Annotated in this window: 18 protein-coding genes; 7 read left to right on the forward strand and 11 right to left on the reverse strand. The window is 64.7% G+C overall.

Annotated elements, in window-relative coordinates:
• Positions 1–44 precede the first annotated feature (44 nt).
• Both LTV02_RS12355 and LTV02_RS12360 read right to left on the reverse strand, forming a co-directional pair.
• Complete coding sequence (locus tag LTV02_RS12355; protein ID WP_233040130.1) at positions 45–1,805, reverse strand: leucine-rich repeat domain-containing protein; 1,761 nt, start codon at positions 1,803–1,805, stop codon at positions 45–47.
• A 177-nt stretch (positions 1,806–1,982) separates the two neighbouring features.
• Positions 1,983–2,330 (reverse strand): hypothetical protein, encoded by a 348-nt coding sequence (locus tag LTV02_RS12360; RefSeq protein ID WP_233040131.1) that lies wholly within the window; start codon positions 2,328–2,330, stop codon positions 1,983–1,985.
• Positions 2,331–2,420: 90 nt separating this feature from the next.
• Between LTV02_RS12360 and LTV02_RS12365 the strand changes: the two genes are divergently transcribed.
• Positions 2,421–2,642, forward strand: a complete 222-nt coding sequence (locus LTV02_RS12365) for a DUF2283 domain-containing protein (protein WP_233040132.1) — start codon at positions 2,421–2,423, stop codon at positions 2,640–2,642.
• 24 nt (positions 2,643–2,666) lie between these two features.
• Here LTV02_RS12365 and LTV02_RS12370 read toward each other — a convergent pair whose 3' ends face one another.
• Positions 2,667–3,269: a dihydrofolate reductase family protein gene (locus LTV02_RS12370; protein ID WP_233040133.1), complete on the reverse strand. Its 603-nt coding sequence runs from the start codon at positions 3,267–3,269 to the stop codon at positions 2,667–2,669.
• A 131-nt stretch (positions 3,270–3,400) separates the two neighbouring features.
• On the opposite strand from LTV02_RS12370, the gene LTV02_RS12375 reads away from it, so the two are divergent.
• Positions 3,401–4,297: an NAD(P)H-binding protein gene (locus LTV02_RS12375; protein ID WP_233040134.1), complete on the forward strand. Its 897-nt coding sequence runs from the start codon at positions 3,401–3,403 to the stop codon at positions 4,295–4,297.
• Entirely contained in the window at positions 4,294–4,947 is a 654-nt protein-coding gene (locus LTV02_RS12380; protein WP_233040135.1) for a CPBP family intramembrane glutamic endopeptidase, read from the forward strand. Before LTV02_RS12375 ends, LTV02_RS12380 begins: the two co-directional genes overlap by 4 nt.
• Positions 4,948–4,988: 41 nt before the next feature.
• Here LTV02_RS12380 and LTV02_RS12385 read toward each other — a convergent pair whose 3' ends face one another.
• Positions 4,989–5,219 (reverse strand): hypothetical protein, encoded by a 231-nt coding sequence (locus LTV02_RS12385; protein ID WP_233040136.1) that lies wholly within the window; start codon positions 5,217–5,219, stop codon positions 4,989–4,991.
• 757 nt (positions 5,220–5,976) lie between these two features.
• The gene (locus tag LTV02_RS12390) at positions 5,977–6,219 is read right to left on the reverse strand and encodes a hypothetical protein (protein WP_233040137.1); all 243 of its coding nucleotides are present in this window, start codon (positions 6,217–6,219) and stop codon (positions 5,977–5,979) included.
• Positions 6,220–6,723: 504 nt separating this feature from the next.
• On the opposite strand from LTV02_RS12390, the gene LTV02_RS12395 reads away from it, so the two are divergent.
• Together LTV02_RS12395 and LTV02_RS12400 are read left to right on the forward strand one after the other, a co-directional pair.
• Positions 6,724–7,578: an oxidoreductase gene (locus tag LTV02_RS12395; RefSeq protein WP_233040138.1), complete on the forward strand. Its 855-nt coding sequence runs from the start codon at positions 6,724–6,726 to the stop codon at positions 7,576–7,578.
• A gap of 254 nt (positions 7,579–7,832) precedes the next feature.
• Positions 7,833–8,600: a MerR family transcriptional regulator gene (locus tag LTV02_RS12400; protein ID WP_233040139.1), complete on the forward strand. Its 768-nt coding sequence runs from the start codon at positions 7,833–7,835 to the stop codon at positions 8,598–8,600.
• Between the two features lie 201 nt (positions 8,601–8,801).
• On the opposite strand, the gene LTV02_RS12405 is transcribed toward LTV02_RS12400, so the two are convergent.
• The 3 genes from LTV02_RS12405 to LTV02_RS12415 form a co-directional block, all read right to left on the reverse strand.
• Positions 8,802–9,185, reverse strand: coding sequence for an HIT family protein (locus tag LTV02_RS12405; RefSeq protein WP_233040140.1), 384 nt, complete (start codon positions 9,183–9,185; stop codon positions 8,802–8,804).
• A gap of 219 nt (positions 9,186–9,404) precedes the next feature.
• On the reverse strand, positions 9,405–9,578 hold the full coding sequence (locus tag LTV02_RS12410) for a hypothetical protein (RefSeq protein ID WP_233040141.1): 174 nt from the start codon (positions 9,576–9,578) through the stop codon (positions 9,405–9,407).
• Positions 9,579–9,871: 293 nt separating this feature from the next.
• Positions 9,872–10,366, reverse strand: a complete 495-nt coding sequence (locus tag LTV02_RS12415) for a Dabb family protein (RefSeq protein ID WP_233040142.1) — start codon at positions 10,364–10,366, stop codon at positions 9,872–9,874.
• A 50-nt stretch (positions 10,367–10,416) separates the two neighbouring features.
• Between LTV02_RS12415 and LTV02_RS12420 the strand changes: the two genes are divergently transcribed.
• Complete coding sequence (locus LTV02_RS12420; RefSeq protein WP_233040143.1) at positions 10,417–11,091, forward strand: TetR/AcrR family transcriptional regulator; 675 nt, start codon at positions 10,417–10,419, stop codon at positions 11,089–11,091.
• A 352-nt stretch (positions 11,092–11,443) separates the two neighbouring features.
• On the opposite strand, the gene LTV02_RS12425 is transcribed toward LTV02_RS12420, so the two are convergent.
• The 3 genes from LTV02_RS12425 to LTV02_RS12435 all read right to left on the reverse strand — a co-directional run bounded on the left by LTV02_RS12425 (position 11,444) and on the right by LTV02_RS12435 (position 13,395).
• A complete protein-coding gene (locus LTV02_RS12425) occupies positions 11,444–11,677 on the reverse strand; it encodes a TetR/AcrR family transcriptional regulator C-terminal ligand-binding domain-containing protein (protein ID WP_233040144.1) in 234 nt (77 codons plus the stop codon).
• Positions 11,678–11,946: 269 nt separating this feature from the next.
• Positions 11,947–12,303, reverse strand: coding sequence for a VOC family protein (locus LTV02_RS12430; RefSeq protein ID WP_233040145.1), 357 nt, complete (start codon positions 12,301–12,303; stop codon positions 11,947–11,949).
• A gap of 378 nt (positions 12,304–12,681) precedes the next feature.
• Positions 12,682–13,395 carry an esterase/lipase family protein gene (locus tag LTV02_RS12435; RefSeq protein WP_233040146.1) on the reverse strand — a complete coding sequence of 238 codons (714 nt, stop codon included), beginning with the start codon at positions 13,393–13,395 and terminating at the stop codon, positions 12,682–12,684.
• A gap of 633 nt (positions 13,396–14,028) precedes the next feature.
• On the opposite strand from LTV02_RS12435, the gene LTV02_RS12440 reads away from it, so the two are divergent.
• Positions 14,029–15,012 carry an alpha/beta hydrolase family protein gene (locus LTV02_RS12440; protein ID WP_332909575.1) on the forward strand — a complete coding sequence of 328 codons (984 nt, stop codon included), beginning with the start codon at positions 14,029–14,031 and terminating at the stop codon, positions 15,010–15,012.
• The last annotated feature ends 264 nt before the right edge of the window (positions 15,013–15,276 follow it).

Genomic DNA, 15,276 nt, shown 5'->3' on the forward strand with positions numbered 1-15,276 from the left:
AGCCGCACGTTCATGCGACGCGATCAGTCCTGATCGTTGGGCCGTTATGACCCGAAGTTGATCCGAGCGCTCGGGTGCGCAGCGGTGATCCGGTCGCGGACCTCTCGGCGGAACCGGTTGCCGTCGAGGTCGACGGTCTCGAGGTCGGGGAGTGTGTCGAAGTCGGGCGGCAAGTCTTCGAGGCCGTTGAAGGCCAGGCGGAGGGTTCGTAGCCGGCGGAAGGTCCCGATGCCGGCGAAGTGCTCGGGCTTGATCCGGCGGCGCTTGCCGTCGCGGCGCCACCTGTCGATCCGGAGTTCCTCCAGACCGGTCAGCTTCATTGCGAACAGCTCCCGGAGGAAGACGTGCCCGGGCTCCGGGCCGCGGCCGGCCTGCCCGCTGAAGCCGAGGACCCGTAGCTCGGGTAGGCGGCCGAGGTCCGGCAGCGGCTCGCGTAGCAGGCCGAGGCTGCCGCCGAGGTCGAGGTGCACCAGCCGGGTCAGGTGGAGCAGGCTGTCGGGGACGGTGTCGAAGTTGTTGCAGCTCAGGTCAAGTCGGCGCAGGTTCGGGAAGGTGGTGACCACCTCGGGGAAGGTCACCAGGTACCGCGCGGCAGTACCGGACATCGACACCTCCTCGACGCCGTTCAGGCCGCGCGCGGAGTCGGGGAACACGACGTTGGTGCCGTCGGCGATCAACTTCCGCAGACCGACCAGGCCGCCGAAAGTGTCCGGCAGGACGAACTGTGTCGACTCGGGCGGCATCCCGCCCGGCTCGTACTCCGCGTCGGTGCGGACGGACAGCGAGGAGATGTCGAGTTCCTCCAGCGCCGACAGCCGGCCGATAGTGGCGGGCAGGGTGAACTCGACCTCGTTCTGGTCCAGGGACGAGTTGCCGGAGACTCGAAGCACCCGCAGCCCGGCCAGGTCGCCGATCGATTCGGGCAGGGCGGTCAACTCGCAGTCGCACACCGACAGGAGCTCCAGCCCGGTGAGCGACCCGAGCTCCGCGGGCAGCTCGCGGATCGGATTGCGGTCCAGGATCAGGGTGCGAAGCCACGGCATCCGGAGCACGTCGGTGGGGAACGCCTTCAGCTTGCGCCCGGTCAGATCGAGATGATCGGCCCGGTCGGCCAGTGCCCGGGACAGGTGATCGTTCAGCGCCGCGGTCGCCGATTCGCGCGCCGATCTAGCCCCGGGCCGCAGGACGGGCAGTCCGGCACGGAGCCGGTCCAGGAATGCGTCGATGGCCAGGCGGCCCTCGTCGTCGACGACCTCGGGCACGAACGCCTCGTCGAGGCCGTTCCCGGCGACGAAGTCGACGTCCCGGTCGCAGACGCCGAGGTTGTCCACCCAGCGCGCGCCGGGGGCCGTCAGTGCCATGTAGTGGTCGGAGTCGATGACCCAGGGGGTGTCGACCACTTCGGCCGTCAGGGAGCCGTGGTTGTAATAGCCATATACCAAATGCGTGAAAGTGCCGTCGTGGATACGGATCTCGGCATCGCCACCCTCCAGCGTCTCGGCCCGGGTACAGCCACCGACGTAGAGCCCGGGCCGGTCCTCGTAGAGCGCGATCGGGCCGTTGACCGTCAGGTCACCGGTCACCACGATCAACTCGACATCCACGTCGCCCTCGTCATCCACGCCGCGCAGCTCGGCGATGGCGGACAGGAAATCCCCGTCGAGGGTGAGGTCACCGTCGAAGAACAGCACCGTGGGATCGTCGGGATCGTCTCCCGCACCCTCGAATTCGGTGGATAGCACGCCGCCCAAGCGCGCGTCCACATCGGCGTAGGGCAGGAGGTCGGGCATGGAAAAGGTCGACATGCGGTGAGCATATGTGCGTGGCCCGGCTGCGTCGCTCGTTCGACGGGCAGCCGCTCGCCGACAGGGTCAATCGCCGAAAGAGATTGTCAGTAGGCGGCATTGGCTCCGTACTCGGCCTGCGCGCGTGGGATGGCAGTCCATCTCCCCCGAGCAGCTCCGGATCCCCCGTCGGAGGCGTCAGTCCTCGACTCCGTATGTCACGAACGCGTAGACCCCGGGAGCGCACTCCTCGACGCGCGCCGCCACTCTCGCGCCCTCCCGTTCCCAGCCGCGTTCCACGTCGGCCCAGACTTCTTCGGGCATTCCAGCGTAGGCAAACGAGGAGTACAGCAGGATTCCCAGCGACCTGGCCTCCTCCTCGTCGTAGCCGTAGTTCGACGGTTCGACCGGAAACCCCTCACCGTCAGTCATTTTCAGGCCCGCGCATACTTCTCGAACGAGCTCGAACACCCGCTCCTGCTCCACCGCAGACAGATCCGCGCCGTCTTTCCGAGAAACGAAAAGCGCTGGGCCATAAGCCGACATGGATACCTCCTGATCATCGAGCCGCATTCAATCAGATAGGCCCCGAGCCATCGATGCGTGCATTCTTCGGCCGTCGAGCAGGATGTGTACATGATCGCACCCAGAGTCACCTACGACCCGGTAGCCGACGCCGCGTACATATACCTGGCGCACGAGATCCTGCCCGGTGGCGTGGCGAAGACCGTTTCGGTTGATCCGATGACGATCGGCGGCATGGTCAACCTGGATCTCGACGCCGAGGGCCGCATTGTCGGGATCGAGGTGCTGGGCGCCAAGTCGAGGCTGGATCCGCATTTGCTGTCCGATGAGTGACCGACGTCCGCACGAGCCGTGCGGTCATTTGCGCACCACGTAGCGCAGATGCAGGACGCCGGGATCCTCCAGCGTGCGAACGAGATCGAGTTCTATGTGCTCGGCGGGGAGCCCGTCGAACAGTCGTCGGCCGCGACCGAGCAGGACCGGCCGGAGCTGGATGTCGATCATGTCGAGTACGCCTGCCTTCAGGGCCTGCTGGCCCGTGTAGGCGCCGTGCATCATCACGTTCCGCCCGCCAGCGGCCTGCTTGGCCTGCTCGACACAGGCGGCGATACCCTCGGTGACGTAATGCACTCGCTCGTAAGGGTTTTCGGGCGGCGGCCGGTGTGTCGGCACGAAGATCGGCACCCCGTCGTGATGGTCTCCGCCCCAGTACCCGGCGAAGTCTCCGGTCCGTTTCCCGGTGATCACAGCTCCGGTCGCCATGGCCTCATCGAACACGAGCCGGCTGTTGGGGTAGGTGGGGCGGAAGGTGTGGGGCACGTCCGCATCGGATGCGCCGCCGCCGCTGAGCCAGTCCATCAGCCGCATCCCGTTGGTACCGGCGGGGTTCTCGGCGTTGTCGTCCGGACCGGTGATGAACCCGTCGAGTGACATGGCCATGGTCAGGAATACTTCAGACATTCCGTTTCCTCCTTCACATCCGATTGCCGGTATGCGTGTAGAGGTTCCACGGACTCTCTCCGCATATCGGTAATGTTCATGGCATCTCGCGTTCTGGTTCCGCTCGTCTCGCTCACGGAGAGGAATCTCGCATGACGGTGCTCGTGGCAGGCGCCTCCGGTTTCGTCGGCACCTGGTTGTGCCCGAAATTGGAGCGGGCAGGACATGCGGTGCGGGCCATGACGCGCCGGCCGCAGTCCTATTCGGGGGCGGGGACCGCAGTGCTCGGAGATGTCGATGATCCTGCCTCGCTGCGGCAGGCGATGGAAGGGTGCGACAGCGCCTACTATCTGGTGCATTCGCTCGACGACCCGAACTTCGAGCAGCACGATGCCGAAGCAGCGCGGCGCTTCGGCCGGGCCGCCGCCGACGCGGGGCTGCGCCGGATCGTCTACCTCGGTGGATTGGGCGATGATCGCGACGACCTGTCCCCGCATCTGCGCAGCCGCCGTGAGGTGGAGCGGCTGCTCGGCGCGGCGGACGTGCCGGTCACCACGCTGCGGGCGGGCGTGATCGTCGGGCACGGCGGTATCTCCTGGGAGATGACTCGCCAACTGGTGGAACACTTGCCCGCGATGGTTACCCCGAAATGGGTGCGGGTCAGGACGCAACCCATCGCGATCGCCGACGTGGTCCGCTATCTCGTCGGGGTACTGAACACTCCGGAAGCCGTCAGGCGCACCTTCGACATCGGCGGGCCCGAGGTCCTGTCCTACAGCGATATGCTCCGCCGCCTGGCGGCCATCGAAGGCCGTCCGCTCGTGGTGATGCCGGTCCCGCTCCTGTCGCCGCGGCTGTCCGCTCTATGGCTGTCCCTGGTCACTGATGTCGACGCCCGCACCGGGCGCTCGCTGATCGCCTCCATGACGAACGAAACGATCGTGCGCGACAACAGCATTCGTGACGTGGTGCCCTTCGAGCCGCTGGACTACGACGAGGCGGCATTGCGGGCGCTCGGCCAGCGGGCCAAAGCTCGGCGGGCCGCGTGACAGCGGCACCCTGGCGGCGCGCCGCGGTCGCCGGCTGCACCGCGCTCGGGGCCGGGCTGCTGCGCGCATCGCTGTCGGCGCGCCCGGACAGCCGAGCGTTCTACGGCCTGAGCTTGGCGACCGCCGCCACATGGGCCGTGAGCGGTACGGTCCTCGGTCCGCCACGGCTGGGAAACAAATCGGGCGCACTCTTCGCGCTGCCGATCGGCGGTGCCGCGTTCGGGGTGTTCTACGGTTGCGCGCTGGTGGCCCGCCGCATTCCGACGCTGAGCCGGGCGATCGCCGATGTACTGCGCTACGCCGACGAGGCTCCGTCGGACCGGACGCTGTTCATCGCGCTGGTCAGCGGGGCAGGCGAGGAACTGTTCTTCCGGGGACCGGTATACGACGTGGCCGGAACGCACCCGGTCGCCGTATCCACCGGCGTGTACTGCCTGACCACCACCGCCACCCGCAACCCCGCCTTGGTCCTCGCCTCGGCGGTGATGGGCACGCTGTTCGCGCTGCAACGCCAGGCAACCGGCGGTGTCGTCGCGCCCCTGCTCACGCATCTCACCTGGTCCACCTTGATGATTCGCTACCTACCCGCGCTTTTCCCCACCTCCCCGGCGGCCCCACCGAGTCAGGCTCGACCGAGGCTCACCGGCTGATCAGGACGTACGGCAAGTCCTTGAACGCGGGGTCAAAGCTCCTAGTCTGGTCCGCCGAGCACGATCGGCCGGTACGCCAGCGCCCTGTCCACGATTTGTTCCGCGGTCAAAGGTGGTTCGGTGAAGTCCCAGAAGATGTAGTCCGAAATATTCGGGTCTGATACCGAATCCTGGATCCGGCCCAGCCATTCATCGAGCTGCTTCTCGCTACCCGCGGCGTTCTGGATGAGACCGACGAGCTCGATGAGATGCTCGCGATCAAGCTCGGCCATGGCTTCCTGCTCTTTTCGTCGTGAGGTCCAGCCCAATCATCGCAGGGAGCGGTTTCCGGATAGTCGTTGGCGTACGCGGTCGATCGCGGGGTCGAGTAGTCGAGCAAGCGTCGACCCGCCCCCGCCACCCGTAGCAAGGCGTCAAAACTGTTGCCGTACAGCGTTATCGCGGATGGAAATCAGATTGCACGCGATCCGCGAGCGATCCTACGATCAACACGCCAGCCACACAATGTGGCTGACTCGACCAAGGGGGGACGATGCTCCGCAAAATCATTGGGATCGCCACTATTCTCGTCGGTGTAAGCGTCGGCCTGACCGCAACCGCAAGTGCTGAAACGGTTTCTGGACCCTACACACTGCTCGTCGAGTGCGAGCGGGTAGCTGCGGGCTCGTTTGGCGATACCCACTGCGAACAGAGCCACGGACTCTGGTATGTCGTCCGATAGGTAGACGTAGGCGCGGGGCCAATCATCCGACTGCCCCGCGTTGCGTTGTGTCCGAATACGTGCGGCGTGCCGAGATAATCTCTGTGCGTACGGATTTCGGGCTGGCCGCGACGCCGCTCGTACGGCGTGCCAGGGCCTCGTCGGCCTTCAGTCCAACGGATCGACCGAGGTACGGGGGCGGTGGATCGGCGCCTCGGTCTACGAAGAAATCTTGACTCTTCGCGCGGTCGGCGGGCAAAGGTAAACCCTTGACGTCACAAACCCCGCCGACCGGTGAAATAACCTCACCCAGAAGCTATTTCAATTGATCAGCAACGAAGTTGGCTATCGTCGAGTATTCCCGGCGGCAGAAAAGAACGCACGATGCAGGCCGAACCGGTTTGGATCCACGGAACACCGTCAGCGGTCGGACGCGCCGCTGGGGCGCCCGGGTCGGATGCACTCGGCGACGGCTCCAGAACGATTGCCGCGCCCGCCTGGCCGGTGCTGATGGTCAGCGCCGCTGCAGCTGCGGTGACCGCACCGGCGGTAAAACGCTTGATGGACAACATATTCCCCTCCTCTACAGAATGTTCGATCCCATACTGGACAAGGCAGTTGCGCCTGTGCGCCCGATGATCTTCCTCGTCCACACCTGGCTTTACCTCGATCGGAGCCGTATCAAACCCGATCTCGTAGCCCGGTTCCCACGCAAGATCGCGATGAGACGGTAACGCCGCCAACAAGAACGGCCGACTCCGACGCCCGCGGTTGAGCTCCACAGCGGCTCCGCACCGCACCGACTCTGCACATCGTGAGAAGTCCAGCGCCCGACCCGTTGATCCTCGCCCCCACCGGCCGAATCGGTCAGCGCGACCAGCGGCATTAGCGCTTCTTCGGCACTCTTCAAGTGCGGGTGGAGCCTCGGCGGCAGCACGAGGTTCTGAACTGCGGTTCGGTATGCCTGGTCGTGGCATGCCTAGGCACGGTCGGGTGGTGGTTGTGGTGCAGCAGTGCGGCGAAGCTTGCAGAGCAGGCCGGAACGGTTCCCGGCCGTCGTATCAAGGAGCAAGACCATGAGTGTTTGGTTCATTACCGGTGCCTCCCGCGGCTTCGGACTGGAGATCGCCCGTGAGGCGCTGGACCGCGGCCACCGGGTCGTGGCGACCGCACGTTGTTCCGAGGGCATCGGCGATCTGCTGCCCGACGCCGGTGACCGGCTGCTCGCCCTGGATCTGGACGTGACCGACCAAGCGCAGGCCCACCGGGTGGTGGACGCCGCCGTCGAGCGGTTCGGTCGCATCGACGTCGTGGTCAACAACGCCGGACGGGGTCTGCTCGGCGCGGTCGAAGAAGTCTCCGATCCCGCGGTGCGCGCCGCTTTCGACGTGAACGTCTTCGGCGCCTTGAACATTCAGCGTGCGGTCCTGCCGCACCTGCGCGTGCAGCGGCACGGACACATTGTCAATATCAGTTCCGTCGCCGGTGTGGTGGGGATTCCCGGTTGGGGCCTCTACAACGCGACCAAGTTCGCCATGGAGGGGTTCAGCGAGGCCACGTCCCAGGAACTCGCCCCGCTCGGCATCAAGGTGACCTTGATCGAGCCCGGCTACTTCCGCACCGACTTCCTCGACGATTCCAGTCTGGACACCGAGTCCACGATCATCGACGACTACGCCGACACCGCCGGAGCCACCCGCACACACGCCCGAGGCGTGAACCACGCGCAGCCCGGTGACCCGGTCAAGGGCGCCAAAGCGATCGTCGACATCACCGAGGTCGTCGAGCCGCCACTGCGCCTGATCCTGGGCTCGGACGCCTACGGTTTCACCCAGGCCAAGCTCGACACCCAGATCTCCGAACTACGGACCTGGCGCAAGGTCTCCGAATCCACCGACCACGACGACCAGGCACCGGCTGGCCGGCCCTGAACCACTGCGCGGATCTACGCCCCGCGACAGCAGGCGCGGTTGGACGACAATGCGACATTCGGCACATCAGTGCGTTCGGCCCGGCCGAGAACGCCTCAGCGCGTTGATCTTCGGCCCTGCCGCGTGGCCGCTTCGAACCGCGCGCCTCGCGGCAGCGCCGGATGTTCTGGCTGGGCTTGCTCCTGACGTAGCGTCAGGTCCTAGCGTCGGCGGTGCTGGCGCAGGGTGCGTCAGTGGGAGCGAGACGAAAGCAGATGGCGGAGTCGAGAATCGAGCCGGTATGGAAGATCGGTGAGCTCGCGTCCGAGGCTGGATTGACGGTGCGGGCATTGCATCACTACGACCGCATCGGATTGGTCTGCCCGGCCAGGCGCACCACTACCGGACACCGGCTCTACACGGAAACCGATGTCCGACGCCTGTATCAGGTCTTGGCACTGCGGCAGCTGGGGCTGAGCTTGGATCAGATCATGAACGTGCTCGCGGGCACCGTGGCAATGGCTCAGGTGCTGGGCGCGCATCGTGATCGTCTGGCGGCTCAGCTGGCCGTGCTGCAGGACTTGCATGCCCTGGTGACGAGGCTGGCTGCAACCGCGGAGAACGAGCCCGACATCTGCGCCGATCGCTTCCTGGCACTGATCAGGAGAACTGCCATGATCGATGACACCGTCAGGACCTACTTCACCCAAGACAATGCCACGGCTTTTACCGTCCTCTATTTCGCGCAGCTCAGGGCCAGGCAAGGTGCTCTGGAGCTGTGGTACGCCGCGGATGCGCAACTCACGGTCGGGAACACCCCGCACGTTGGTCGGTTGGCGATCTTCGAACAGCTCGTTCGATTCCCGCAGGCTGACTACAACGTCAGGGCGATTGATGTCCAGGCAGGCAACGGTATCCCTGCGCTCGTGCGGGTGACCGGAGATCTGATGTTGGAAGGGATGTCCGATGCTCGTCAGTTCGAGACCTCGTTCACGCTGAACGACGCTCACATGATCGAAAACCAAACGTTCCAAGGCATTTAGATCGCGATTGCGCGACTCCGAAGAGCGCGTTCTCGAGCCGCAAGTTCATGGCAGTGCAGCATGCCGGGGCAGGCCGAGGCAGGAACTATCGAGATCGAAGACGGTCGGCCCGTTGATCTTCGGGCCGACTGTTTGACCATTTCGAACCGCGCGGGTCGCGGCAGTACCGGATGTTCTGCGCGACCGGGCAGTGAACCCGCGTTAGTCGCTCATGGCTGCCGCCAGCTCGGTGCATAGGCCATCAAGTTCGGAGGCATGGATCTGGGGCGCATCCGGAGAATCGGCGTTGTGCCATGCCACATCTCGTGCCGTTCCGACGGGCCGGGTGAGGACGTGTTGGTGTAGGTGTACCCCGGCAATGCTCAATCCCGCGACGAAGGTGAAGACATGGGCGGGTTCGAGAACCTGCCGCAGGGCGCTGATCGACGAGCGGACCGTGCGGGCGAAGGCAATTGTCTCGGTATCGTCGAGTCGGTCGAGTGTCGCAGCGTGGCGCCGAGGCTCGACGAACAGATACCCGGGCCGGACCCAATCGCCCTGTGCTGGACGATGAGTCACCACCACCAGCTCATCCGCGAGCACCACTGGGCTCACCAATGGCCCGAATCCATTGTGTTTGTCGCAGATCACGCATCCCCGCATACCGGTGACGATATCGCTGTGCTGGCAGCGGTGCTCAGCCTCAGCACGAGCTTCGACGAGGCAAGACCGCGCGCCACGCGGCAATGCAGGATGTTGGTTGGTCCGCTACTCCGGTCCGCCGAGCACGATTGGCCGGTAGGCGAGCGCCTTGTCTACGATCTGCTAGGGGGTCAACGGCGGATCAGAGAAGTCCCAGAACAGATGGTCGGAGATGTGTGGGTCCGCCACCGAATCCTGAAGCTGCGTGAGCCATTCATCCAACTCTTCCTCGCTTCCTTCGACGTTCTGGATGCGTGCGACTAGTTCGATGAGCTGCTCGCGATCGAGCCTGGCCATGGTGCCCGCCTTCGTTCTGAGTTCTATCCACGATCGCAACGAGGACGCGGGGGGTGCGGACCGTGCACGCTCGTCGGTAATATGGTGCGTTTGGCCGGCACCAGTCCGGCTCTGCCCGTTGATCTTCGCCCCATCCGCGCTGGCCGGTTCGGTCAGCGCACCACGCGGCAAAGTAGTGCGTTCTTATTGGCGGGTCTATTGGTACCGGCTGTCAGCACTCCCCCGATGACAACCGGTACCAGAGACAAAGCGCGCACCTGACAAATGCCGCGAAAGTGCGTGCGGCCCGCAGGCTATGGTCGCGGCCCGGATCCGGCGCCAGGCTCGGGGTTGTCGTCACGGCGGAGCGTGATCGCCGGTGTGGGTTCGACCCCGGCGGCACCGAACAGCGCCGTCACTTCACGACCCCAGGCGGGATACATTTCGACTTTGCGGGCGTGGAGTGCGTAGATCTTCTGCGACAGTTCGGGGTCGGGATCATCGGACAACCGCACTGACGACAGCTTCGCCAATCGCGGCAGGATGTAGTCGTCACCCTTCAGATGCACGGGGTCGTGCAGGTAGCGCTCGAGCGCGTCCAGGTCAGGGATCGCCGTCAGGTAGGCGTGAGTGAAACCGTCAGCCGGGTCACCGAGATCCTGTCCGACAGTGGAGAACACCGTCGACTCGACTGCGGAAGTGCGTCGCATCGCGGCCAGTACTTCCGCTCTCTCGTCCTCGGCGACACCGGGCTTGAAGCTGAACCGCAATAGGTTGATTATCATCGTCCCTCCAAGGTTGAACTGCACTAGCTAGTGCAGATTAGCGCACGCGTTGGTGCAATCGCTATGGTTGTTCCGTGCATGGAGCGAATCTGGCCGGCCCTAGCGGGCGGATCGACAAGCGGCAAGCGATCTTGGATGCCGCGTTCACAGTCTTTGCCAGGGACGGGTATCACCTGGCAGGTGTCGATGCGATCGCCGGCGAAGCGGGAGTCGCCAAGCACACCATCTACAACCACTTCGGTGATAAGGAGGGCCTTTTCCGCGAGGCGGTTGCCGCTCTGTCCGACCAAGCGCTGACGCGAAACCTCGCCGCGGTCGAACTGCTCAGTGGGCGTGGCGATCTCGCTACACTGCTGACCCGGACCGGGCTCGGGCTGGCCGAGTGTTACTGCGATGAGCGTTCCGAGGCGCTGCGGCGGCTACTCCACACGCAGGTATCAACAATGCCGGATCTACTCGATATCGTCAGGGAAAGGGCCACCGACCGGGTCTACGACGCGTTGGCGGCGCAGTTGGCCAGGCTTGCCCTGGCAGGCAAGTTGAAACTCGACGATGACCCCGCAATCGCCGCCGAGCAGTTCGGCGCGTTGCTCACCGGCCCTCTGGAAAATCGTTCCCGTCTGGGAACGAGAAAGGTCTCTCGACCCGAGCTCCGTCGAGTCACCAAAAACGCCGTCGCAACCTTCCTCCGCGCCTTTGCCAACGATCGGCAAGACAGCCCGGACACGCACCAACCTCAAAGTACGTAGCCATAATTCCATTCCCAGCCCAATCTCCGCGGACCGCAAGCGTCGCCGACGCCATCCGACATTCGGCACGATGGTGCGTTCAATCGACTTCGAATGGGCTCGGCAAGTTGACCTTTCGCCGCGGCCCGCTAGCCGCTCTGCCCCGAGCGATAAGCGGCAAGAGAGAGCGTGATAGAACGCGACCTGGCAGGCGTGCGCACTGAAGCCGGCGGGCCGAGGCAGCGGGCTTATTTGCGTCAGCGGAGCTCGAAGTCTAGTCCAGGCACGACGACGTGCCCGGAGGGCAAGACGGACAAGGTCCTAACAGAATCTCCTCGGACTCGAAGGGTGCTCGACGCACACTGCGGCGCTGTCAGGGGCGGGTGGTGAGGGCGGGCCAGAGGGTGGTGGTGAGCTGTTCGGGCAGGCTGGCGCGCGCGGCGGCATCGCCGCGCAGGAACGCGCCGAAGACCATGGTGGCGATGGTGCGGGTGTCGATATCGGCGCGGACCGCGCCGCGCTCGATGAGCTGGTGCAGGACGTGTTCGGCCTGGGTGACGCGGGGTTCGACGGCGCGGGTCACGACGCCGGCGAGGAGTTCGGGCACGCGTTCGGCTTCGCTGATGAAACCCGCCCTGCACGAAATCGGCCGCGCCGCAACAAAAACGGCCGGTAACCTGACTTGGCTCAAGATCGCTGATCTTGGGTAGGGTGCTGGCCGTTGAGCTGCGGTTTCGTCGTGTCAACGGCGAATCTGCGCACTAAGCCGACCGGTTCCAGGGGTCTGCCCATCGATTCCCGGTTACGGCTTCAGTGACAAGCCGGGCGTTGTTCGTCGACGAGGTCCGGTCATTCTCCCGGCGGTTCCGCTGATGGTCACCCATTCTCGGTAAGCGGCTGGCTGAAGATCAACAAGTGCCCATCGGGCGTCCGTACGTTGAAGTCGCGCATCCCGTAGGGCCGGTCAGCCAGTGGCTCGACGATGTCGGCGCCGCGGGCGCGCAGCTCGTCATGGCAGGAATCGACGTCGTCGACGACAACCACCACCCTGGCCGGGCCGACGCTGCTTTCGGCGTATAGGTGGAACTCGGCGGTGTCGCGGATCACGGCCGCGTAGCTAGGTGGGGTCTCCCAGGTGAATATGGTGTCGAATCCGAGCACGTCCGTGAAGTACGACCGCGCTGCCTGCACATCTCGGCACGGAAGCGCCGGAACCGCCACCCGCATGACCATTCCGTCACCATAGCTGACTTTGGCTCAGGATCGCTGATCTTGGGTAGGGTGCTGGCTGTTAGCGGTTCCTCTCGGTGGTAAGGGGTAGCTCTGCACGTTCACGATAGGACCTGCAGAGGCGGGCCGTGCGGTCAACGGAATTCCGTACCGATCGTGAGATATGTTGCGCCACAAGATCGCATTACAAATGCGCGCCTCAGCGAGAATGCTCGCTCATCGGCATGTTGGTGCGTTCGCCGGCGAGCGCCACGGGACGGCGCTGGCCACTTCGAACCGCGCGGGTCGCGGCATTACCGGATATTGCCGGTGTTCACCGGTTCGGTGTGTTCATCTCGTGCCCGCGGTCGTCGATTGGGTTGTGGTAGTTACCAGAAGGCGTCAGATCTGGAGTTGCTGTGCTACCCAATTCGCGGTGGCTGGGGTCGAGCGCAGGGTGGAGTGCCCGACAGGGGCGGCGCCAGGGAACAGATCCTCGTAGAAGTTCATATTCACGCCCGGCTCAGTGAGATTGGTGCACACAGTGGCTGGTGTCGCGAGTTCGTCGTTGCGGGTGGACAGCACCGAGTAGCGGACGCCGGGCTGCGTGATGGGACCGTTGAAGACGGCCTGGTACACCGGTGAGGACGGCAACATCTGGACGAGGTTGGCTTTGTCGGGGGCGATCAACGCCAGGACGGTGCCCAGGAACGGGAACGCGGACAGCGCTTGGACCGGGCTGATGGGTGAGTTCTTGATGCCAAGCGCGCTGAAGAACCCGGCGCCGTCGCAGCCTCGCACTTCGGGGGTGAGAAGTACCGCGTGTGCGACGACGGGGGCGCCGCCGAGGACTTTGAGGAAGTAGTTGGCGACGATCGTTCCCGCCGAATGCGCGATGATGTCGACCTGATCAGCGCCGGTGGTCCGGCGCACCTCGGTCACGAAGTCCGCGACTTGCTGTGCGGCGCTGGGAATGTCGCCGGTCCAGCGGTTGCCGTTGATGATTCCGCCCTGGAATAGGAATGCGCAGTGCCCGGCTGCGCGGACGGTGGTCAGCATTGTGTCCCATTGAGTCGCGGTGTCGGCGGTGGTTCCGTCCCCGCCGGGCAGCACCACGACCGGACGGGGGTGCGCAGAGTCCGGTGTGCAATCGATGGGCGGTTCGATCGTGTTGCCTGCGGGTACGACCGCTGACCCGGAACCGGTGTCCGGGGCGGCGGGAACGGGTCCGGCTGCCATCACTGCGACCGTGCCCGCGCTGATCAGCGCTGTTATGAACTTCGCGGTGAATCTCATCTTTCGACAGCCCCTTCGGCATCAGCTTCGTGATCGACCCCCGACCGAGTGCGAATCTCGCACCAGCACACGACGATACAGCGACAACGGCAATTCGGCAGCCGCTGGAATACGTCGGCGAATTCGGACGAGTATGAGCCCAGCAATCATTCGCAGGTTGGGTGCCGCCAGTTGACAGGTTGGGGTCACCCGCCGTGACTGCTACTGTCGGCGCAATACTCAAATACGCCGCAACTCAAGTGATTTAGGCATCTGGTAGGGGGATCGTTGATCATGAGGCTGGCTGCCGCTGCCATCGTTACAGCGGCACTGATCACGGCAGGTTCCGCGGTTTCGGAGGCTTCGCCGTTCGGGATCGCGGTACTTCCTCGGCCGGTCGGCCAATTCGCCGTCGGGACAACGACTCTGCATCTGGTCGATCAGAATCGGCCCGATCCTTTCCAAGCGGATAGGGTGCGTGAACTCATGGTGTCGGTGTTCTACCCGGCTACCGATGTCGATCGGCGCTCGCGGGCACGCTACCTGTCGACGCAGCTGATGACCGATGTCGACAGACAACTCGGGTTCCAGCTGCCAGGTGTGTTCACGAACTCCTACACCGACGCGGACGCGGCCTTTGGTGGGAGCTATCCGGTGGTGTTGTACTCTCCGGGCGCGGGAGTCACCCGCCTGATGGGTACCGGACTGGCCGAGGATCTAGCAAGCCGCGGCTACTTGGTGGTCACCCTCGATCACACCTATGAGACCACCCCGGCGGTGGAGTTTCCCGGCGGCCGATTGGTTCAGGCGGCCGCGATGCCGAGCGGGATCACTCCGGAAGTCCGCAAGAAGTTCATCGATGCCAGGCTCCTGGACACCACCCTGGTACTGGACTCGCTTGCCCGAGTGGCACACGGGGACAACCCCGATGCCGAACACCGCGCGCTACCCGTGGGCCTGGGCACGGTTCTCGATATGAACCACATCGGAATGGTCGGGCACTCCTCCGGTGGCTATACCGCCGTCGAATCGATGCACGAAGACCCTCGTATCTCCGCCGCCGTCGATTTGGACGGGCAGATCGGTGTCGATGACGACTTCGGTCGCGCGGTCACCGAGGGAGAGGATCGCCCGGTGCTGGTGATGACCAGTCAGCAGATCGAAGAAGTCGGGGATGCCGAGCCGTCACTCGACGCCTTCTGGAAACATTCGACCGGCTGGAAACGGCAAGTGACCCTGCGGGATTCGGCCCACTACGACTTCACCGACATGCCGTTGTTCATACCGTCCCCGGCGCGCACGGCCGCGACCAAGTACGCCGGGCCCATCGCCCCGGCCCGTGGTACGACACTGGTTCGCACCTACGTGGCAGCAATGTTCGACAAGTTCTTGCGCGGGCGCGGCGATACAGTCCTCGAACAACCACCGACAGAACCCGAGTTGACCGTCCTCCGTTGAAGAGCACTGCACATCTGTTGAACCGTTGAGCCGCATCCGGGGCTCGTGTAGAGGGGGGTGCTTGATCCGAGCCAGCCAACTTTGCCACAGGCCGACGCGACGTAGGCAAGAGCGGCACACCGGCCCCGCAGTTCCACCTCAGAGGTGACAGCCCGGCCATGGTCAAAGCCGATGACCACGCACCATGGTGCTCGGTCATCGGCAGTAGCGTGCGTTCCGCGCGTCGTCGTGAGCGGCACGCCCGTTCGCGCGAAACCTTGACAG

This window comes from Nocardia yamanashiensis (genome assembly GCF_021183565.1).
GTDB classification, from domain to species: domain Bacteria; phylum Actinomycetota; class Actinomycetes; order Mycobacteriales; family Mycobacteriaceae; genus Nocardia; species Nocardia yamanashiensis.

Excerpts from the sequence above, each read along its gene's own strand:
- LTV02_RS12355 (WP_233040130.1), bottom strand. The coding sequence starts at position 1,805 with ATGTCGACCTTTTCCATGCCCGACCTCCTGCCCTACGCCGATGTGGAC.
- LTV02_RS12360 (WP_233040131.1), bottom strand. The coding sequence starts at position 2,330 with ATGTCGGCTTATGGCCCAGCGCTTTTCGTTTCTCGGAAAGACGGCGCG.
- LTV02_RS12365 (WP_233040132.1), top strand. The coding sequence starts at position 2,421 with ATGATCGCACCCAGAGTCACCTACGACCCGGTAGCCGACGCCGCGTAC.
- LTV02_RS12370 (WP_233040133.1), bottom strand. The coding sequence starts at position 3,269 with ATGTCTGAAGTATTCCTGACCATGGCCATGTCACTCGACGGGTTCATC.
- LTV02_RS12375 (WP_233040134.1), top strand. The coding sequence starts at position 3,401 with ATGACGGTGCTCGTGGCAGGCGCCTCCGGTTTCGTCGGCACCTGGTTG.
- LTV02_RS12385 (WP_233040136.1), bottom strand. The coding sequence starts at position 5,219 with ATGGCCGAGCTTGATCGCGAGCATCTCATCGAGCTCGTCGGTCTCATC.
- LTV02_RS12390 (WP_233040137.1), bottom strand. The coding sequence starts at position 6,219 with ATGTTGTCCATCAAGCGTTTTACCGCCGGTGCGGTCACCGCAGCTGCA.
- LTV02_RS12395 (WP_233040138.1), top strand. The coding sequence starts at position 6,724 with ATGAGTGTTTGGTTCATTACCGGTGCCTCCCGCGGCTTCGGACTGGAG.
- LTV02_RS12400 (WP_233040139.1), top strand. The coding sequence starts at position 7,833 with ATGGCGGAGTCGAGAATCGAGCCGGTATGGAAGATCGGTGAGCTCGCG.
- LTV02_RS12410 (WP_233040141.1), bottom strand. The coding sequence starts at position 9,578 with ATGGCCAGGCTCGATCGCGAGCAGCTCATCGAACTAGTCGCACGCATC.
- LTV02_RS12430 (WP_233040145.1), bottom strand. The coding sequence starts at position 12,303 with ATGGTCATGCGGGTGGCGGTTCCGGCGCTTCCGTGCCGAGATGTGCAG.